Annotated in this window: 22 protein-coding genes; 14 read left to right on the plus strand and 8 right to left on the minus strand. The window is 36.4% G+C overall.

The window, feature by feature from the left end; genetic code table 11:
* Window positions 1-152 precede the first annotated feature (152 nt).
* Window positions 153-1037 (plus strand): AraC family transcriptional regulator, encoded by an 885-nt coding sequence (locus tag FHT21_RS22320; RefSeq protein ID WP_167296941.1) that lies wholly within the window; start codon window positions 153-155, stop codon window positions 1035-1037.
* Between the two features lie 107 nt (window positions 1038-1144).
* On the opposite strand, the gene FHT21_RS22325 is transcribed toward FHT21_RS22320, so the two are convergent.
* Window positions 1145-2959, minus strand: a complete 1815-nt coding sequence (locus tag FHT21_RS22325) for a DNA mismatch repair protein MutS (RefSeq protein WP_167296942.1) — start codon at window positions 2957-2959, stop codon at window positions 1145-1147.
* A gap of 277 nt (window positions 2960-3236) precedes the next feature.
* On the opposite strand from FHT21_RS22325, the gene FHT21_RS22330 reads away from it, so the two are divergent.
* The 4 genes from FHT21_RS22330 (at window position 3237) to FHT21_RS25080 (ending at window position 6004) form a co-directional block, all read left to right on the plus strand.
* A complete protein-coding gene (locus FHT21_RS22330; protein WP_167296943.1) occupies window positions 3237-3869 on the plus strand; it encodes a DUF6266 family protein in 633 nt (210 codons plus the stop codon).
* Between the two features lie 85 nt (window positions 3870-3954).
* Window positions 3955-4428: a 23S rRNA (pseudouridine(1915)-N(3))-methyltransferase RlmH gene (gene rlmH / locus FHT21_RS22335; protein ID WP_167296944.1), complete on the plus strand. Its 474-nt coding sequence runs from the start codon at window positions 3955-3957 to the stop codon at window positions 4426-4428.
* A gap of 46 nt (window positions 4429-4474) precedes the next feature.
* Entirely contained in the window at window positions 4475-5824 is a 1350-nt protein-coding gene (locus FHT21_RS22340) for a hypothetical protein (protein WP_167296945.1), read from the plus strand.
* A gap of 51 nt (window positions 5825-5875) precedes the next feature.
* Window positions 5876-6004, plus strand: a complete 129-nt coding sequence (locus FHT21_RS25080; RefSeq protein WP_255497459.1) for a hypothetical protein — start codon at window positions 5876-5878, stop codon at window positions 6002-6004.
* Between the two features lie 62 nt (window positions 6005-6066).
* Here the strand turns inward: FHT21_RS25080 and FHT21_RS22345 are convergent, their stop codons facing one another.
* Window positions 6067-6609 (minus strand): DUF5606 domain-containing protein, encoded by a 543-nt coding sequence (locus FHT21_RS22345; protein ID WP_167296946.1) that lies wholly within the window; start codon window positions 6607-6609, stop codon window positions 6067-6069.
* A 141-nt stretch (window positions 6610-6750) separates the two neighbouring features.
* Window positions 6751-7212, minus strand: a complete 462-nt coding sequence (locus FHT21_RS22350) for a peptidylprolyl isomerase (protein WP_086547682.1) — start codon at window positions 7210-7212, stop codon at window positions 6751-6753.
* Between the two features lie 233 nt (window positions 7213-7445).
* On the opposite strand from FHT21_RS22350, the gene FHT21_RS22355 reads away from it, so the two are divergent.
* Window positions 7446-8627, plus strand: coding sequence for an asparagine synthetase B (locus FHT21_RS22355; RefSeq protein ID WP_208399016.1), 1182 nt, complete (start codon window positions 7446-7448; stop codon window positions 8625-8627).
* A 283-nt stretch (window positions 8628-8910) separates the two neighbouring features.
* Entirely contained in the window at window positions 8911-9651 is a 741-nt protein-coding gene (locus tag FHT21_RS22360; RefSeq protein WP_167296947.1) for an outer membrane beta-barrel protein, read from the plus strand.
* A gap of 64 nt (window positions 9652-9715) precedes the next feature.
* Here FHT21_RS22360 and FHT21_RS22365 read toward each other — a convergent pair whose 3' ends face one another.
* Genes FHT21_RS22365 through lpxK form a run of 3 tightly spaced genes read right to left on the minus strand, consistent with a single transcriptional unit; the run spans window position 9716 to window position 13572 of the window.
* Window positions 9716-11722 (minus strand): putative porin, encoded by a 2007-nt coding sequence (locus FHT21_RS22365; RefSeq protein WP_167296948.1) that lies wholly within the window; start codon window positions 11720-11722, stop codon window positions 9716-9718.
* Between the two features lies 1 nt (window position 11723).
* Window positions 11724-12539 (minus strand): purine-nucleoside phosphorylase, encoded by an 816-nt coding sequence (locus FHT21_RS22370; RefSeq protein ID WP_167296949.1) that lies wholly within the window; start codon window positions 12537-12539, stop codon window positions 11724-11726.
* A complete protein-coding gene (gene lpxK, locus FHT21_RS22375) occupies window positions 12511-13572 on the minus strand; it encodes a tetraacyldisaccharide 4'-kinase (RefSeq protein ID WP_167296950.1) in 1062 nt (353 codons plus the stop codon). The genes FHT21_RS22370 and lpxK overlap by 29 nt, the downstream gene beginning before the upstream one ends.
* Before the next feature lie 467 nt (window positions 13573-14039).
* Here lpxK and FHT21_RS22380 point away from each other — a divergent pair, with 467 nt between their 5' ends.
* The 7 genes from FHT21_RS22380 to FHT21_RS22410 are packed head-to-tail and all read left to right on the plus strand — an operon-like array spanning window position 14040 to window position 19366.
* Entirely contained in the window at window positions 14040-15170 is a 1131-nt protein-coding gene (locus tag FHT21_RS22380) for an NAD(P)/FAD-dependent oxidoreductase (protein WP_167296951.1), read from the plus strand.
* Entirely contained in the window at window positions 15171-15884 is a 714-nt protein-coding gene (locus FHT21_RS22385; protein WP_167296952.1) for a methyltransferase domain-containing protein, read from the plus strand.
* Window positions 15881-16933: a type III polyketide synthase gene (locus tag FHT21_RS22390; RefSeq protein WP_167296953.1), complete on the plus strand. Its 1053-nt coding sequence runs from the start codon at window positions 15881-15883 to the stop codon at window positions 16931-16933. Before FHT21_RS22385 ends, FHT21_RS22390 begins: the two co-directional genes overlap by 4 nt.
* Window positions 16934-16957: 24 nt before the next feature.
* On the plus strand, window positions 16958-17398 hold the full coding sequence (locus FHT21_RS22395; RefSeq protein ID WP_167296954.1) for a 3-hydroxyacyl-ACP dehydratase FabZ family protein: 441 nt from the start codon (window positions 16958-16960) through the stop codon (window positions 17396-17398).
* Window positions 17391-18668 (plus strand): beta-ketoacyl-[acyl-carrier-protein] synthase family protein, encoded by a 1278-nt coding sequence (locus tag FHT21_RS22400; RefSeq protein WP_167296955.1) that lies wholly within the window; start codon window positions 17391-17393, stop codon window positions 18666-18668. Before FHT21_RS22395 ends, FHT21_RS22400 begins: the two co-directional genes overlap by 8 nt.
* On the plus strand, window positions 18661-18924 hold the full coding sequence (locus FHT21_RS22405) for a phosphopantetheine-binding protein (RefSeq protein ID WP_167296956.1): 264 nt from the start codon (window positions 18661-18663) through the stop codon (window positions 18922-18924). The genes FHT21_RS22400 and FHT21_RS22405 overlap by 8 nt, the downstream gene beginning before the upstream one ends.
* Entirely contained in the window at window positions 18911-19366 is a 456-nt protein-coding gene (locus FHT21_RS22410; RefSeq protein ID WP_167296957.1) for a 4'-phosphopantetheinyl transferase superfamily protein, read from the plus strand. The genes FHT21_RS22405 and FHT21_RS22410 overlap by 14 nt, the downstream gene beginning before the upstream one ends.
* Before the next feature lie 57 nt (window positions 19367-19423).
* On the opposite strand, the gene FHT21_RS22415 is transcribed toward FHT21_RS22410, so the two are convergent.
* Both FHT21_RS22415 and FHT21_RS25085 read right to left on the minus strand, forming a co-directional pair.
* Window positions 19424-20515: a carboxypeptidase-like regulatory domain-containing protein gene (locus FHT21_RS22415; protein ID WP_167296958.1), complete on the minus strand. Its 1092-nt coding sequence runs from the start codon at window positions 20513-20515 to the stop codon at window positions 19424-19426.
* A gap of 60 nt (window positions 20516-20575) precedes the next feature.
* Window positions 20576-20710, minus strand: a complete 135-nt coding sequence (locus FHT21_RS25085; protein ID WP_262889383.1) for a hypothetical protein — start codon at window positions 20708-20710, stop codon at window positions 20576-20578.
* Window positions 20711-20775 lie beyond the last annotated feature (65 nt).

Below are 20775 nucleotides of genomic sequence, written 5' to 3' on the forward strand. Positions count from 1 at the left end.
AAATTAAGCTAAACATTAAACAACGGAACGATCATTAGACTAAATCGCTAAATTGTTGTTGCACTTAACCAAAGATCAAAAAAATATAAAACATAAAAATGTATTAACTTGCTCAAAAAATGGATTATATTACTTTTTTTTATGAATTAAACATGGAGAAACGCCAGATTAAACCAAAAAATAGTTTTGATTTACTAAAATCCATCATTATTCCAAAAAATGTACTTCTAAAACAATGCATGGGGAATGGAATCATAAGCAACATATTCATTACCGACATTGGCTATTACCGTAAAGCACTGAACCACTATATACAAAGAAACAATGGTGCCGAACAGCATATTTTGATTTATTGTGTAGAGGGAATGGGAACTGTTGAATTTCAGGGTAGTGTATACCATATCGAGGCCGGAAACTTCATCATCATCCCTAAAAAAATGCCACATACTTACCAAGCAAACTCCAGTTTACCATGGACTATTTATTGGTTCCATTTTTTAGGGAGCGGTGCCGACCAACTTATAGCGTCGTTACAGCACTATAAGGCTTATGCAGGTTTTAGTGAAGAACGAAACATGATGTTTGATACTATTTACAACCGATTGGAAAGAGGCTTTAGTAGAGAAAATCTAATCTACGCCAATTTATGTTTTCACCATTATATTGCTGAAGTTGTTTATACCGATAAACTTCTCAATAATGATAAAATTAAGGAACCTGATAAAGTGGAGGAGGTTATAGATTTTATGCGGAGCAACATCGAAAAGACACTCAGTTTAAAAGAAATGGCTTTAGCCGTTTATCTTTCTCCGTCTTATTTATCGGCCATTTTTAAAAAGAAAACCGGAACCTCTCCTATCGATTACTTTAACCAGCTTAAAATTCAGAAAACCACCCAGTATTTACTTTTTACCAATTTAAGGATCAACGAAATTGCACTAAAAATCGGCATTAACGATCCTTATTATTTTAGCAGGCTCTTTTCAAGCATCATGGGCATTTCGCCAAAACAATACCGCGACAATAGGTTTAATTAATTAGATGGCGTGGAGTGCTGGCAGGAAGTAATATTTGCCAGAATTTTCGTGTTATATTTATTGCTAAAACATCCTTACTGTGTCAGATAGCAATATCTGACACCAAATTAATCCAAAGTTAAACCGATTTCCTTCAATAAGATTGCGGCATTAAAAGTTTTACATGGGCCTAATTTTAGTAAATAATCAAACTTCATCTCGCCTGCAGTAATCTGGATATCGAAATGGAAATTACGAACGGTTTCAGAGTGATCGATAATCAGATCTGCCAGTTGTAAATCGTGTGTAGCAAAAAGTGCAGGTGTTTTTTCGGCAATCAGCTTTTGTATAAAAACCTTTGAGCCCAAATATTTATCCCGACTGTTTGTACCCCGCAGCATTTCGTCAATCAGTACAAAAGTATCTTTGTCTTTAACCACATTATCTAAGATCATTTTTAGCCGGTTTAGCTCGGCTTTAAAAGTAGAGGTACTTTCGTTTAGCGAATCTTTGATCCGCATATAGGTATTAATCGAAAAAACAGATAATTGCATCGTTTCTGCACAAACAGGTGCACCAGCATAAGCCAGTACCATGTTAATCCCCAAAGTACGCAGAAAGGTACTTTTACCTGCCATGTTAGAGCCCGTTACAATATCTACAGTTGGTTTTGCTTCTAAATGAAAATCATTGCTTACCCTTAAGTTCTCGTTTATGAGTGGATGGCCAATTTGTATACCTGACAATGAAAACCCATCTGATAATACCGGGAAAGCCCAATCTGGTTGATTGTAGGCTGTTGTAGCCAATGAGATCAGTTCTTCAAAATCACCCAGATGATCGAGAGCAGAAATTACATCCTTCGATGAAGATTTATACCAGATATCGAGGTTGATACAACATTTTAAATCCCAAAGCAAAAGCGCATTTAATACTCCACCCACAATGATATTCAATCGGGCATCAAAATTTTCGATAATCTTAGTAAGACCTTTAATTTCTTTGCTTACCGGGATTTTCGAATCGAGCAAATCTAACGTATAGCTACTTTTCCAGTTTTGATTTTCTGTCCATAAAATAGCGCTGGCATAGCCGTTAAGCAGGTTAGAACTTCCACCAAAGCTATAAAATACCTTGTTGATTTTTGAGCCCAATAATACATTCCATCCGATATGGATAACAACCAAAAGTGCCAATACTTTCCAAAAAGCACCACTAATAAGCAGTGCTGCTAAAATTAAAACAATAGAAATATAAGGCACCATTTTAACGTAAAACTTTAAAAAACTGCTCTTTACAAATTCCAATTGTGCACCCAGCTGGTGTTTAAGCTGTATTTTAATCTGCTCTATTTTATCGGGATCATAACCATGCAGATTAGCTCTGAAGCTATAAGTTTCTGCTATTTTATCTGTTATTTCTTTTATGGCTTCCTGGCGGCGTAATATCTTATCACTTGTTGATTTTTCTGCAAAATTTTTAGCCAAAAGCTTATTTCCACTTTTAGTACTACAACGGTTAATTAAGGCAAACAACGATGAGGTACCAAAAATATCAAGATCGGAAGTATAAGGATGCAGTTCAGATTCGAAAGCTTTACCATGGTCGTATCCGTTAGCTGCACCATTTAAAATATTCCATTCGTTCTGATAAATCCATAAAAGTTGTTTTTTATAATCGATTTCACGATCGAGCTGGCTTTGTCTGCGAACGACAAAGGCGAAGGCAATAACCGGCAGTAATAAACAAATCTGGATTAATGTGCGCAGGCTATCATCTGCTGAGCGCAACAACAAAACAAAAAATAAAATTTCGGCCAGGAACAGACCAATCCTGATGAAGGAAAGTTGATCGATTATTTTTTTGCGCTCTACTATATCAGCGGTAACCTGCTTAATTTTTAGGTCGTAATCGGCTATTATTTCTGCTTGTTGTTTTAACATGATCTATCTTAAAGGTGTAATTCTCCAAAGATATTAGAACCGACAGATAAATCGTTTTTAACTTTCTTTTTTTCCAAAATACTGGTTTCACGAGCAATAACTTTGTGCGAAAAATATAGGAATTGACGTATTACAAATTCTAATTTAAATCGAATCTTCATCGGACTTTCATCGGAGTTCAATCGGAATAATTAGGTATTGATCAGTTAAAAACCTGTGTTTATTTTGTTTATGATTAATTTTTTAAATAAATTAGATCAACACAATATCTATCGTTATGGCAAGATTAAAAGATGGTGCATTAGGAGGTTTTTCTGGAAAAGTTGGATCTGTAATTGGTTACAGCTACAGGAATAAAGATTACATCAGGAGTATACCTGTTCCATCTAAAAAGCCGCCTACATTAAAACAATTGGCCAGTAGAGCCCGGTTTAAATTCTTTAACGAGTGGAGAAATCCATTATCTGGTTTTTTTAACGTCACGTTTAAAAATCAAACCAATACACATTCGGCCCAAAATGCCGCACATCAATTAAATAAGGACATTATAACCGGAGAATATCCAGACTTTATAATCGATTATACTAAAGTAATCATTAGCAAGGGTTCATTGCCACCCGTGCTTGATCTGCAAATGCAGCACGAAAATGATATGTTATATTTTACCTGGCAACCAAACCTGATTAACACAGCCATGGGTACTGATTTACTGGCCATATTGGTCTGTTACACTAACAATATTAATCACTTTCAGGCCAGCTTAAATGCAGCAGAGCGCGGTAGCGGCAACTGCGCCTTTAAATTGGATTATACTGCACCAGGCGAAAAAATAGAAATTTACGCTACCTTTTTATCGAATAACCGCGAGAGGGCAAGCGACAGCCATTATATGGGCAGCATTGAATTTTAGTTTAAACTGTTTTTTCATTTGTTCTGATGAATGCCTACAATTTACCTAAGTTTGAAATCCAAACGTTAAGACAAAGGAATATTAAATGAAGATTACACTGATCGCCATTGGCAAAACAGAAGATAAATATCTAATTGAAGGAATTGATAAATATATCAACCGCCTCAAACATTATATTAATTTTAGTTTTTTAGCCATACCTGATGTAAAAAACGTTAAAAACCTAAGCGAGGCTCAGCAAAAGACAAAGGAGGCAGAATTACTACATAAACAAATTAACAATGGCGACGTTGTTATTTTGTTGGATGAAAAAGGGAAAAAATATTCATCTGTAGAATTTTCAAACTACTTAAATAAACAGATGGTGGGCAGTGTACAACATTTAATTTTTATTATTGGCGGCCCTTATGGATTTGATGAAACGATTTATAAACGAGCAAACGGTTTAATTTCACTGTCTGACATGACCTTTTCGCACCAAATGATCAGATTGTTTTTTGTAGAACAGCTTTACCGTGGATTTAGCATTTTAAAGGGCGAACCTTATCATCACGCATAAGTTATATATTTCGAGATTAAAATCTTCAAAGCAAACTTTATCATTCATGAATAGAATTTTATTAACATTCTCCATCTTATTCATCACCAACTTTAATACTTTCGCACAAAAAGCAAAGGAGTATTACGAAAAAGGGTTAAATGCCTTTGAAAAGAAATTAGACAACCAAGCTTTACTTTACCTTGATTCATCTATAAATCTTAAAAATGATGAATATATGAGTTATCAACTTAGAGGCTTTGTAAAATCTTCACAAGGTAAATTCGTTGATGCTATTGCAGATTTTGATAAAGCAATAGGGCTTAATCCCAATGATGCTGATAATTTTGCTTACAGAGCTTCTGCAAAAGGTTCGAATACAGATACTAATGGTGCAGTACAAGATTTAAGCCAGGCCATTAAAATTTCACCAAGGAAATGTCAATATTATCGAGATAGAGCAAAGTTGTACGCAAAATTAAAAGATACCCTTTCGGCGAAGTTGGATTTCGATAAAGCCATAACACTCGATCCGGAAGATGCTTATAATTTTATAGAAAGAGCGATGATTAAAGAAGCAGCCAATGATCTTCGTGGTGCTTTGCAAGATTTAAACGAGGGCATTCTCATTGATCCCAATCAATCTCCATTTTATAGGCATAGAGCAGAATTGCACCTCAAACTTCGCGATACAACTTCAGCGTTATCAGATTATGATAATGATATTAGGCTGATCAAAAAAGATGATCCAATGTTTTATTGGGATCATTATGATAGAGCTACCGCACGGTTTAATAAAGCTTATTACCAAGGCTGTATTGAAGATTGTAGTATTGTAATTTCAGGTTTAACAACCGATAGTGATACCTCTTTAATAAAATTTGTTTACAAATGCAGGGCACTTGCCAATCTTAAAAGCACTAATTATTTTGCTGCCATCGCAGATTGTGATGAATTTTATAAACACGACCCAAAAGATATCAGCATATACCTCGCCAAAGCGGAGGCTTACTATATGCTTAGCGAATTTAGCAATTGTATTACAACAATAAATAAAGCTATTGCTATCCACCCTACAGCAGAAGCTTATTTTTATAAATCGATGGCTAATGTTAAACTGAATAACCTAAAGGAAGTTGAAAACGATCTAACCAAAGCAATTAATTTAAATCCCAGTTATTTTTTAGCGTACAGGAATCGGGCACTGCTTAGAGGGGTACAGGCAAATTATAAAGGTGCCGTTTCTGATGCCAATGTTTTTTTAAAAAACGATCCAACAGACGTTAAGGTATTAACGACTAAGGGAATGGCACTATATTTTCTTAATAATAAAAAAGAAGGTTGCGCAATTGTAAAAAGAGCAATAAGCTTAGGTGATCAGACGGCAAAACAATTTGCAAAGGAAAAATGCAAATAAAGAAAGCTTATGGAATAATTATGTTATAATCATCATTAAATAAAAGAAATTATGCTATTAGATAAATATAAACGGGAATACAGGTATAAAAGCGATCAGAACCGCAATAACAAATACTTATGGATCAGTATTATTGCTTCATTGGTGATTGTAGCGCTGCTTTGGTATTTTTTCGATTAATTTCATAAAAAAACACCAGACAAATTTGGCCTGGTGTTTCTCTATAGTGAAGTAAATAAAGCTTAAACGCCTTTTTTACTAGTCATACTTGCTTTTTTAGCAGGAGCTGAAGTTTTTGTAGTTGCTTTTGCACTTGCTGATGCTTTTGCTCCACTGGCTTTAGGTTTCTTCTCTGAAGCTGATTTTTCTTCTGATAACTTAACTTCTGCTGGTGTACCCGGAGTTTCTGGAGTTTCTTCAGTAAACAAAGGCAGATCTTTTAACAAATTATACCAGGTAATGATTTTCTTCATATCAGAAGCATAAACTTTCTCCTGATCGTGACCTGGAGCTACCTCAAGGAAATAAGCACGTAAATCGCCTTTCAAATCTGGAGTAGATCCTTTTGCAGAAATTTTGGCAAAAATATCTGCCAATTTAATTTCCTCATCTTCACCATATACAGTTATATCTTCTAACGAAGCTAATTTTGTATTGGTAATGTTGGCAACAATTTTAGTTTTTTGAGCGTCCAAGCTCTCTAAAATGTAACCCACTTTATTTTGTCCAACCAGTTTAAACAAACCCGGTCTGCCAGATACGGCAACAATTCCTCTTAAATTCATATGATGTGTGTTTAGCGGTTAGCGGTTGGGGTTTAGCGCAACAAATCGCCTACCACCAAACGCATAACGTATTTCTAATGTTTTAAAATCTAAATATGAGCAATTAGCGCTTTAAACGCTTATCGCCAAACGCATTGCGTATTAATCTTCTAAAACTTCAATGTTTAAAATTTTATCACCTTGGCGAATATCATCTACAAGGTCTACATTCTCAACTACTTTACCAAAGCAGGTATGGTTACGGTCTAAATGCGCTGTATTTGTTCTGCTATGACAGATAAAAAACTGTGAACCACCAGTATTGCGGCCAGCATGAGCCATAGATAAAACACCACGATCGTGATATTGATTTTCTCCGTCTAATTCGCAATCAATTTTATAACCTGGGCCACCAGTACCTGCCAAATGTGCTTTAGCCGGATCTTTTGAATTTGGACATCCGCCCTGAACCATAAAGTTAGGAATTACGCGGTGAAAAGTTACACCATCATAAAAGCCTTCTTTAGCTAATTTTTTAAAGTTTGCAACGGCTTTTGGCGCATCATTTTCGTAGAATTCTACGGTCATATCGCCTTTTTCTGTTTTTATTATTGCTTTACTCATATCAATATCGGTACTAATTTTAAATTTCGTTCGCCTAAAAAACTTTCATATTTTTTTAGTAGAGGGCAAAAATAACAAAATTGTATAACTTATAACATCATTAAATTTTTCTATACAGTTTAAATGCGGTATTTTAGTGTTTTAAGTATACCGATTTGATAAAGAAATCTTATATTCTATTTATTTGCCTGCTTTGCTCCCTGGGCCTTAGGGCTTCTTCTTTGTTAATTTACATGGATGAAGATCAAAAAAACCACCTTAAAGCGTATGGTATAGCCTATTGGACGATCAGCAAACAGCTGGAGGTTGATTGGCTCTTAAATTATCGTGGCGGAAGCTTTTTAATTAAATACAATAAAACCGTTGAGGATGAGCTTAAAATCCGTGGAGTCTCTTACGAAGTAATGGCTGATGGAAAAGTGGTGAGTTTATTAAACGAAATCAGTGATCCTGCTGTGAATATGGAGATGGTTAAACTGGAGAAAACGCCAAAAATTGCAGTTTATTCTCCAAAAAGCAAATTACCATGGGATGATGCGGTTACACTCGTTTTAACCTACGCCGAAATTCCATACGATGTAATTTATGACGACGATATCCTTCAGGATAAATTGAGCAAATATGATTGGCTTCACCTGCACCACGAAGATTTTACCGGGCAATATGGCCGTTTCTGGGCCAATTTCAGGTATGCAACCTGGTACCAGGAAGATGTTAAAAACCAGGAAAATTTGGCCAAACGTATGGGCTATAAAAAGGTTTCGGAAATGAAATTAGCCGTTGCTAAACACATTAAAGAATACTGTGCTGGTGGAGGTTTTTTGTTTGCCATGTGCTCTGGTACCGATAGTTTCGACATTGCCCTTGCCGCCGAAGGTGTTGATATTTGCGCGCAAATGTTTGATGGCGATCCTGCGGATCCAAATGCACAAAGTAAACTGGATTTTAATAAAACGCTAGCCTTCCAGAATTTCAAGTTAGACAATAACCCGATGAACTATGAATTTTCGGATATAGATGCTACCCAAACCCGTACACTTAACCAAACCAACGATTATTTTACTTTATTCGATTTTTCGGCCAAATGGGACCTCGTTCCAACCATGCTTACCCAAGACCACGACAAGGTTATTAAAGGTTTTATGGGGCAAACCACAGCATTCAGAAAGAGCTTAGTGAAAACGAGTGTAACCGTTTTAGGTGAAAATAAAGGCGCGGCAGAGGTAAGATATTTACATGGCGAAATTGGCAAAGGTCAGTTTACTTTTTACGGCGGTCACGATCCAGAAGATTATCAGCATGCTGTAGGCGATCCGCCAACAGATTTAAGCTTGCATCCAAATTCGCCGGGGTATCGCCTGATCCTCAATAATGTGCTTTTTCCTGCGGCAAAAAAGAAACCTCAAAAAACGTAATTTATCAAAATTTAACTTTTGGCATTATTCCTTTTGAGTTTAAAAAATTGTTAATTCTCCGCTATATTCCTGTTATGTATACAGTAAATGGCTCCTCATACCATTTCTGATTTGGATTATAGCTACCCTTAAATCCTCCAAAAATCACACTGATAGCCAATGTATTAGCTACCAAATTGTAACACTCTTGATACTTTGGCACAGCTTTTGGATTAGCACAGGTAATTAACAAACAGGGTAAAACCTGAAAATTTAAACAAGATTTTTATAAAAGAAAAATATCATGAAAAAGTTACTATTAAGCGCATCAGTTATTTTATTAGCAACAGGTGCATTTGCACAAACAAAAATGACAGGTGAAACTTCACGTTTTGGAATTAAAGCTGGCGTTAACCTTTCAAAGTTTCATGCAGGTGGAGATGATAATGCTGCCAATGCTTTTAACGATAATGCAAAAAACAATGTTGGGTTTAATGTTACCGCATTTGGTGATTTTGGTGTAGGAAACAATTTCTTTATCCAACCAGGAGTATCATTACAGAACAAGGGTAATAAGTTTGAATCAACAGGTACATCAACAGTTGGTAATAATACAATTACAACTACCTCATCTATTAAAACAAATCTAATGGCCATTGAAGTTCCGATTAATGCCGTATTCAGAATCCCAACAGGAGATGCTGGTGCAGTACAGATCAGTGCTGGTCCTTACATTGGCTTTAATATCTCTGGTAAAGACAAAGGACAAACTACCATCACAACGGTTAACAATAGCAACAACACAAGTGCAACTGTAACTAACTCTAATGATAGAGATCTTTCTTTTGGTAGTGCAAACGACAAAAATTATGGCAGTACAGACTTTGGTGCAAACTTTGGTTTAGCTTACCGTACAAATTCTGGATTTTTAGTAGGTGCTAACTATGGTTTAGGTTTAACCGATTTAACACCAAAAGACAGACAAGCCAATTCGAATAAATTAACTAACCGTGTGTTAGGTTTCTCAGTTGGTTATTCATTCTAAGAAAAGCCTTAAAAGCAAAAAACCTTCCCGATGTAAAATCGGGAAGGTTTTTTTATGCTTTGTTTTAGTCGTAAAAGTTCCAGCTTACCCCAAATTTTAGTAAGGCATCTTGCATAGGGTATCTGTTTACAGTGTAATAACCTGGTTGAAACAACCCTTGATTTACAAAATCATATTTAACAAAAATATTAGCCCGCTTTAAATTTGCTTTAAAAAAAACATCAATTACTGGTCTTGAAACCAGGTTTGTTGGATTGCGTTCATCAATATAAAACTGAGCTGTTGCCGGCGAATATAAGTAGTTTGCATATTCAGAATTATACCTCACATCAAATCCCACATTGGCCTTTAATACTTTGAAAAAAGTATTATCAAAATAAATGCTGTTATAAGTATAAAGTTCTGGTGTTCTTAATACTGTATTTTTATCTGTTTTTTGATAAGCGATATAATTTTCCATCACAAACTTACCAAACCTGGTTTTCTTTGATACATCTAGCCTAATTAAGCTAATATCTGCAGTGGCCTGTTCTGGTAAAATGGCGGTTGTACCATTGGTATGGTCTGCAGCAAAATAAACGTAGTTACTGGTCAAGAAATACTTAGCACCTGCATTAAAACCATACTTATCGTTGATATAATTAAATGATAAATTGGCAATTTTAGTATTTTTAAAATCGCTGTTTGTCCATTGGTAATGATTACCATGATAGTAGTTAAAAATAGCCGCCGGGGTTTGGTTTTGTACATAGGCTCCCAATTCAATCCTTCCTATGGTTTTACTTAAAAGAATTTTACTTTTTGCCTCGTATAAATAATCTCCTGCGTTTTCACCTTGCAAAATTTGTTGCAGGTCTAAATTGAAATCAATATTGTTGGAGAAACGATAGCCCGCTGCGCCTAAAATGGTAATGTTTTGATAAGCAAACCTACTGTGTTCGTAATTGGTTGCATCTTGCTTTATACCAAAATATTCATGTTTGTAATAATCGTGCCTTATGCCCGCATCAACCTTTAATTCATTTTTAATAACCGAACTATTTTTTGGCCGTAAAAAGAAACTATAAATAAATTCATTTTTAATATGTTTTACATGGGTCGAATCATTCGTAAATACTGTACTAGCAATTCCCGGAGGCAGTACATTATTAACATCAGCTCCATTTTTGTAAAAATCGAAACTGTCATTATTATACTCAAATGTATACGAAACCTTATTGGTTGGTAAAACTGAATTGTTAACATTTGCAGAGGTATCTATCCGGCCTACATAATAGGTTTGTTTTAAGAAAATGGTATTTTTACGGTACATATTTCTTGAGTCTGCTAAATTTACAGGCTCTGCCTCTCTTGCAATTTTAGTATAATTAGGATCGAATAAACCTGTAGCTACTGTAGAACCATTCTCGTAGGCGCGCATGGTGTTAAAAATTGCCGATGCCCACATATTATAACGTTTGCTCGGCGATTGATACCATGAAAACACGGCAACATTTAAATTATCGCCACGTTGCCTGGTATAAAAACCTCTAGAATCGCCACGGTTAAAATTAACTCCAACATTCCAGTTTTTTTTAATATTCTGCGTATGGATAGCCCTAAAAAGCTGTTCTTTTTGACCTGCACTAACAAAATATAAACTGGTAAAGGGGGTTCTGGCCTGATAGTAAATAATATCTTCAGGTGTTAGAGCATAATAATCGAGTGAATGAAATCCTACATCAAAGCCAATCCTTTTACTAGGTTCATACAATAAAGGCCTGGCAGCCAAACCCATATTACCGTTGCTAATGGTTGGGTGCAGGGGTTGTAAAAGCGGACTATAATTCTGGATATTGGTGGTTGAAGTATCTAAAGGCAGCAGTACAATACTATCCTTAGTTAGCGACAATTTGGTAAACCGTATATATTTGGCTGTAAAAACTACGGAATCTTTACCCCCATCTAGCTTTTTCCTAACCGAATCAAGTTCTTTATTGGTACCAACACTTGTTTTTAAATCTTGAGCAAAGACATTATTAATGCCTAACAGTAGCAAGAAAAAAAAACAGATTTTAACGGCTTTATGCATCTTATAGTTCAGAAATTAAACGGGTTAAAATCTCTGTCATTTTAGGTTCGGCTTTAGCTGCTGCCGCTAAAATTTCATCTAAATTAAAAGGCTGCAGGTCTTCTGGAAAACCTTCGTCTGTTAATACGGAGATGGCAAAAACAGGTAAACCAGCGTGGTTGGCCACAATAACCTCGGGTACAGTACTCATGCCAACTGCATCAGCACCAATTAAACGCAGGTATTTGTATTCCGCTTTAGTTTCTAAGTTCGGGCCAGAAACCGCAACATACACCCCTTTATGGCATTTAATATCAACATCTTTAGCTATTTCTAACGCTTTGGCTATAATATCGCGTTTATAGGGCTGGCTCATATCTGGAAAACGTGGCCCTAATTCGCTCTCAATTAAACCTCGCAACGGGTTATCTGGCTGCAGATTAATATGATCGTCGATAATCATTAAATCACCCTTTTTAAACTCAGGGTTTAACGAGCCCGCAGCATTAGATACAATTAAGTTTTCAATCCCCAAGCCTTTCATTACCCTAACCGGAAAGGTAATCTGCTGCATGCTGTAACCTTCGTAATAATGTAAGCGCCCTTGCATGGCAATAATTTTCTTCCCGTTTAATGTTCCAAAAATCAATTTCCCACTATGGAACTCTAAAGTAGAAATTGGAAAATTTGGAATATTAGAATACATCAATTGATGCTCAACTTCGATTTCTTTTACCAAGCCACCCAAGCCAGTACCTAAAATAATGCCTATTTCTGGCTTAAAGTTCTCTGTTTTACGTTTTATATATTCAACGGTTTCTTCTATTGCTCTTAACATAATTTAAAATGAGTTCGTCAAAGGTAATCTTATCTTTTTCAAATAATTCAACCTCAATGGGTAAATAATATACAGGTAAATCTACCAGTAAATCTTCAAATCCGGTAGCTCTTAAACGCTTGCTATCCTTTTCTGTTGTGATAATGATTTTATCTTTTTTAATATTGGCTGTAAAAACCGATTTAAACTTCTTAATATCATCATTTTTAAAAGCATAATGATCAGGAAATTCTTCGTGTTTTATGGTTTTGGCATATTTTTCAAGCTCTTCTATTAACGGAGCTGGATTTGCAATTCCGGTGAGCAGGAAAATTTCGAAACCTTTAATCGACTCGAGCGTACGGCTTTCGTTTTGGTATAGATGTATAAGATCGCCATACTTTAAATAAGAATGTAATACAAGTTGATTTGCATTTGGCTGTAGCTCATTTATCGAAGCCTGCTGGGCAACATGTAACAAGGGAACTGGCGATTTTGTGACCAACAATACATCTGCTCTTTTACGCGAGGAGAAAACATCTCTTAAATTACCGGCAGGTAATAAAAACTGTAAAGTACCCAACTTTCTAAACTCGAAAAGCAAAATATTAAACCCTGCATTTACTGCGCGGTGCTGAAAGGCATCATCAAGGATAATTAAATCATGATTGTCTTTCAATTGCTTAATGCCATTTACGCGGTCTTCGCAAACGGCAACGGTAACAGCTGCAAATTTTTGATGATACTGTAATGGCTCATCCCCTATCCTTTCGGCCGTTGCAGTACCATCGGCAACAATAAAACCTTTCGTTTTTCGGCCATATCCCCTGCTTAGTATGGCTATTTTATAACCGGCTAGCAACTTCACCAAATATTCTGTTGTTGGTGTTTTGCCCGATCCGCCAACGGCTAAATTGCCTACACAGATTACCGGTAAATCGAACTTTACAGATCGCATCAATCCCCAATCATAAAGTTTTTTACGGAGTAGAATAGCCATTCCATAAATGATCGAAAAAGGAAGTAGTAAAAGGCGTAGATAGTTCAGTAGCATATCGTGGTTTCAAAAATACTGATTATTTAAAAAAGAAAGGCATGGCTTAGGCCAAATGCCCAATAGCGCAACCATTAGGCAAGTGAAATGGTTTGTAAGGATTTTATGTTAATGGGCATAATTGCAGACTAGATACCTAAATTTTTAATTTTTTCTTTTTAGAAAAGCAGTAGTATAATTAACGTTAGTCGGGCTTTTTGCTAAATCTCTTGTTTTAAAGCAAACAAGAGGATACCGCTGCAATCCCGTTTAATCAAAACTGGCGCTGTTGCTATTAAAGGTTTTTGAACCTATTAGAAGAACAACTCCAGACTCATAACATTCCAACCAGATGATAACATCTGACAGCCCGTTAGCAAACTCAACTCCGCGCCTTCATTGTTTTTTTCTACAATCTCTGTGGTTAAAGAAACTCAAATGGAACAAACCCGAATTTTAAATGTTATATTAGGGTTCCATCTTATAATATGCACGCCGAAACAGAAATTTTAATTATTGGTGGTGGATTGGCAGGTTTAACAGCTGCACTTCACCTTAATAAGGTGGGTTTAAATGTTACATTGATCGAGAAAGATAGTTATCCCCGCCATAAAGTTTGTGGCGAATATATTTCTAATGAAGTGCTCCCTTATTTTGAATGGCTTGGTTTGGATATCAAAAATCTTGCACCTACCTTCATCAACGATCTGCTTTTCACTTCAAATCTTGGCAAAAGTATACAGACAAAATTGCCATTAGGTGGTTTTGGTTTAAGCAGATATACCATCGATCATTATTTGTATAGCGAGCTGATCAGGAGAAAAGTAAACATAGTTCAAGATTGCGTAATAGAAATAAATTTTGCCAATAACCAATTTACAGTAGCAACTGCAAATCATACCTTTGCTGCTGCTTACGTTATTGGCGCTTATGGAAAAAGATCGGGCATTGATATTAAACTTAACCGGAGTTTCATTAACAACCAATCGCCCTATCTGGCAGTTAAAGCACATTACAAAGCCAACTTTCCGAATAACCTGGTTAGCCTGCATAATTTTGAAGGTGGTTATTGTGGCGTTTCAAAGGTCGAAAATGACCGATTAAACATCTGTTATCTAGCCAACTATGAGCATTTTAAAAAGTACAAAAACATACTTACCTTTCAAGAAAATGTACTCTATAAAAACAGGTATCTAAGGACTATTTTCGAAAATGCAACAAGTTTATTCGATATTCCGTTAACCATCGGTCAGATTTCTTTTGAGCGTAAGGAACCCGTGCATAACCATATTTTAATGATTGGTGATACTGCCGGATTAATTCATCCACTTTGCGGAAATGGCATGGCCATGGCTATTCACGCTGCCAAAATTGTTTCGGAACTTTTGCATCAAAGAATAGAAGGTCGCATAAGCTCTCGTGCAGCACTGGAAGAAAGTTACACCGCACATTGGAACAGCGAATTTAAAAGCCGCTTAAAAATGGGAAGAATGTTATCTTCCCTGCTACGGAGTACTAACTTTGAAAGTTTAGCCATAAATGCATTGATTAAAATGCCTTTTCTACTTAATAAAATAATAAAACAAACACACGGCAAACCCATCACAACTTCATCATAAATGCAAGTAGATACCACATATAGAAGCACCGCACCAGAGATTATGGATGATTTTGCTATGGAAGGTGAAATATTGCGCGATGCACTTGATAAAATAGCCAGCATTAACCAACTTCTTGGGGGTAATAAAGTTACACTCGCAGGGGTTAAAATCTTAATCGCCAACAAACCATTGGATCAAGTTATACGTATTACTGATATTGGTTGCGGAAATGGAGATATGTTACGCACTTTGGCCGATTATGCAAAAAAACAAGGTTTACATTTTATTTTAAAAGGGGTAGATGCCAATCAATTTACAATAAGTCATGCGCAAAGTTTGTCTGCCAACTACCCAAATATAACCTATGCCTGCAGCAATATTTTTGATGATTTAAGTAAAACAGAACCTTGCGATATTATGCTCTGTACTTTAACGTTACATCATTTTAAAGATGAAGAAATTATTGACCTGTTAAACAATTTTAAAAAATCGGCAACAATGGGTATGGTAATAAACGACCTGCAAAGAAGTGCAATAGCATATTACCTTTTTAAAGCGCTATGTTATGTTTTTCGTTTAAATGATATGTCGAGAGCAGATGGTTTAATATCAATTCTACGTGGATTTAAAAGAGCAGATTTGCTTAAATATACCAAACAATTAAAGGTAAAGTCGAGTTCGATAAAATGGAAATGGGCTTTCCGCTACCAATGGATAATTAAAACAACATGAGCGTAACCGTAAAAGCCGTAAGTAAAGCCTTGCCAGAATTTTGGCGATCAACTGCTGATATTTTACCATTTTTAGATATTTGGCTAAAAGATCAGGATGATCGTTTTATCAGAAAGGTAAAAAAGATTTTTGAAAGCGCCGCAGTAGATAAAAGATACTCGATCATGTCGCCCGAAGAGGTTTTTAGTGATTTAAGTTTTGAGGAGCGAAACAACATTTATGTCAGCGAAGGAATAAAGCTGGGGGCCAAATGTCTGGAAAACGCACTCGAAAAAGCCAATTGGCAAGCTCAGGATTTAGACTACATCATTACAGTAAGCTGTACAGGAATCATGATCCCTTCTTTAGATGCTTATCTGATTAATCAGCTCAAACTGCGTCAGGATATTGTTCGTTTACCTGTAACCGAAATGGGTTGCGCGGCTGGTGTATCAGGTATGATTTACGCCAAGAATTTTCTGAAAGCCAATCCAAGTAAACGCGCAGCAGTTATTGCGGTAGAATCGCCTACGGCAACCTTTCAATTAAACGATTTTTCGATGGCCAACATTGTAAGTGCAGCAATATTTGGCGATGGTGCTGCCTGTGTATTATTAAGTTCGGATCAAGCAGATACCGGACCAGCGCTTTTGGATGAAGAAATGTACCATTTTTATGATGCTGAAGAGATGATGGGCTTTAAACTTACCAATACCGGACTGCAAATGGTACTGGATGTGGCAGTTCCGGAAACCATTGCCAATCATTTCCCTGCTATTATTCATCCATTTTTGACAAAAAACGGATTCGAAATTAACGATATAGACCATTTGATCTTCCATCCGGGTGGAAAAAAGATTATCCAGATTGTTGAAGAATTATTTGGTCAACTAGGCAAAAATATAAACGAAACGAAAGAAGTTTTAAGGCTTTACGGAAACATGAGCAGCGCAACAGTTCTCTATGTTTTAGAGCAGATTATGGATAAAAAGCCTTTGCCTGGAGAAAAAGGGCTAATGTTAAGCTTCGGACCGGGGTTTTCGGCACAACGCATACTTTTACAATGGTAATATTACCCATTCAATAACCTGATCATGACAACACCAGAAATATTAGATAAACTACCATATGGTAAATCTTTTCTTTTTGTTGATGAGTTATTACACATTGATGAAAATGGCGCAAAGGGCACTTATACTTATGTTAAAGATCTCCCCTTTTACAAAGGTCACTTTAAAAACCACCCGGTTACCCCGGCAGTGATCCTCACCGAAACCATGGCGCAGATTGGACTGGTCTGTTTAGGCATTTACCTGTTAAAAGATATTGATCAAAATATATCCATTGCCATGACATCAAACACTATTGACTTTTTAAAACCGGTTTACCCAGATGAGCAGGTTACGGTAACGAGTGAGAAAATATATTTTAGGTTTAATAAACTGAGTTGCAAGGTAAAAATGGAAAATGCAGCCGGCGAAACGGTTTGCAAAGGAAATATTTCTGGCATGTTAATTTCGAAAGAAAATGGGTAACAGAGTCGTAATTACCGGTTTAGGTGTATGTGCCCCCAATGGCACAACCATTGATGAGTTTTCTGATGCCATAAAAAAAGGACTTTCAGGCATCCGTCATCAGCCCGATCTGGAAGCCTTAAACTTCTCTTGCCAGATCGCAGGTAAACCATTACTAAGCGAAGAACGGATCAATCAATATTTTACACCGCTTGAATTGCGAAACCTAAACAGTACAGGAATTATATATGGTATTATTGCTGGTTTGGATGCCTGGAAGGATGCAGGTTTAACCATCGAAAATAATAACGAGCCTGACTGGGATAGCGGTACCATTTTCGGAGCGGGTACTTCTGGTATAGATAAATTTAGATGGGCAATTAATAAGATAGATGCGCTTGAAATTAAAAAATTAGGAAGCTCGGTAGTAATACAGACCATGGCCAGTGGCGTAAGTGCTTTTATCAGTGGCAAACTCGGCCTGGGTAATCAGGTAAGCACCAATTCATCTGCCTGCGCTACAGGAGCAGAAAGTATACTGCTGGCTTACGAGAGAATTAAAACAGGTCAGGCCACAAGAATGTTAGCAGGAAGTACCAGCGACAGCGGCCCTTATATTTGGGGTGGTTTTGATGCCATGAAAGTTTGCACCTTTAAACATAACCATGAACCCGAAAAAGGAAGCCGCCCAATGAGTGCATGCGCAAGTGGTTTTGTACCTGGAAGTGGCGCCGGCGCCCTGGTATTAGAATCGCTCGAAAGCGCGCTAAAAAGGAAAGCTAAAATTTACGGCGAAGTGCTCGGAGGGCATATCAATTCTGGTGGTCAGCGGGGCCTAGGTACTATGACTGCACCAAATCCTACCGCTGTACAGCGATGTATCCAAACAGCATTAAAAAATGCTGGTATTGAAGCCCAGGAAATAGATGTGATTAATGGCCACCTTACCGCAACAACTAAAGATGCGCTAGAAATTGAAAACTGGAAAACAGCGCTACAACTACCAGCTAATGAGTTTCCGTATATCAATTCTATAAAAGGCATGATTGGCCATTGTATTGCAGCATCAGGGAGTATAGAATGCGTGGCCTCGGTACTTGAACTTTCAGAAGGTTTTATTTTCCCCAATATTAATTGCGAAGACTTAAATCCCGAAATTACCGCTTTAATTAATGCGAAATGCATTCCGCAAACAGTAATTCATCAACCATTTAATATCTTAGCTAAAGCCAGTTTTGGTTTTGGCGATATTAATGCCTGCATTATTTTTAAAAAATACACTCATGAATAAAGAAGAAATCATCGAAGCTTTAAAAACAATTGTTGAACCTTACAGCGAAGAGGCATCAGCCCTGGCACATATTGACGAAAACACCGATTTTATAAACGATTTAAAAATAAATTCGGCTAACCTGGTTGATATTGTTTTAGATATCGAAGAGAAATTCAACATCGAAATAGACAACGATTCGATGGCTAAAATGCTCAACGTAAAAGCCACAACTGAAATTATAGCTGCTAAATTAGAAGCACATGCTGGGCAATGATATTGTTGATTTAAACCTGGCCAAAACCCAGAGCAACTGGCGCCGTAAAAATTATCTGGATAAGATTTTTACTACGGAAGAACAGTTACTGATTTCTGCTGCAGAAAATCCCGATATGATGGTGTGGTTACTTTGGAGCATGAAAGAATCGGCTTATAAAATTTATAACCGTAAAACTGGTGTCCGGAATTTTGCCCCCAAAAGTTTAAGCTGTACGATCCATCCTAACGCTTATGCCGAGGTAAATATTGATGGTAACGTCTATTTCACTAAAAGTAGCTTACATACAGCATTTGTACATACTATCGCTGTTCCAAATTACCATCAACTGGAGGAAATTAAGATTGCGATCTACGAAGCACCTAATCATCTTTTCGATTACAAAAGCACCAAACCAGGCTGTGTAAGCCATCATGGCCGGTATTTGGCTTTGGTTTATTAAACGATTATTGTCTGCCGCCAAAACCATTTAGGTGCGCAATATCAATTAACTGTTAAACTAGAAGAAACTACGAGCTGATATTTGATGTTTAGTTTTAAAATTTTTCAACTCATCACAATTTCCTGTCTGCTCTACATATTTTTCCAATCCACATTTATTTGCATCAAAATTCCATTTGCCTGAGTCACTACCGCTTTGCTTAAATATAAATATTTCATCATTGGTTGAGTATGAATTCCGGCCAATAACCTGTTTTGCACTGATCAACGCCGAATAGAGTTCGTAATCCCGGTAGGCATAATCATAAAAGAAAAAAAACTTTTTATTTACATATTGCTCATAATACTGACTTTGCTTTAAAGCATTGGTTTTTTGATCCAAAATCCATATATACGATACCTCAACCTTTTCTTTTAACGCCAGATTTCCTTTAACCTGAATAATCGTATTCACACTATCTGATTTAATGCTTTTTTCGGTAATATTCAGTTTTACAAGCTCATAGAAATGTCCCGGCAACAATCCCAAACGTAATTTAATCTGGGGGTTACTACCATAAGTTATTCTGGGGCCAACCTTAGTATTAATCAGATTACAGCTATAATCAACATTTAATTTTACTTTTTTACTGCTGCCTACCACAACAAGCTCTTTTAAATCAGGACTGTTAACACTTAACAAGCCTTCATTTAATAAGCGAACTTTTTCATCATTCTGTATCACAGATTGCCTTAAAAACACTTTAGCGTTAAACGGATCCGACTTTAATTGCGAAAAGGATATATTCAACAAAGAGTCAATGGTTTTTCCTTTGTTAAAATTGACCTGAACATCGTCCAACTGAAATGTTTTTGCAGTTAAATTTATTTTTTTATGCAGCGAATCGGTTAAAATAAGTGTTGCGACTTCGTAAAAAGGAAAGTTTATTTTCAGTGTATCGCCCAATTTGGCGCCGACCTCAAAATAGCCAGAAGCATCACTATTGCCTACGTGCTTATTGGAGATTAAAATGGAAGCACCCGTTAAAGGCGCTTTGCCATCAAAAACATGTCCTGTAAGATAAAAGGATTGGGCGTTTATTTTCGTCATCGACAGAAAAAACAAAATCGCTAAAGAGATATTCTTAGCGTTGCAAATATTGTTAATCATAAGGTTTTTGTAAAAGCAAAATAGAAAGAGCAGGATAAATAACCTGCTCTTCCGGTTTAATTATTTTCCATGTGCTCCATCTGAGCCTAAGGTAATTCCAAGATTATCCTGTAACCAGTGGTAAGCATCATCTAAAGCATCGCCAATAGCTTCAAATGCCCTGCTGAACCAGCTACCACCTTCAATAGATTTCATTTCTGTTAAAGATAATTCTTCAACCTTATATTTTTTAGATTTTTCTTAATGCTATCGATGTATTC

Origin of the sequence: Pedobacter sp. SG908 (genome assembly GCF_011759615.1) — a bacterium.
Lineage (GTDB): Bacteria > Bacteroidota > Bacteroidia > Sphingobacteriales > Sphingobacteriaceae > Pedobacter > Pedobacter riviphilus.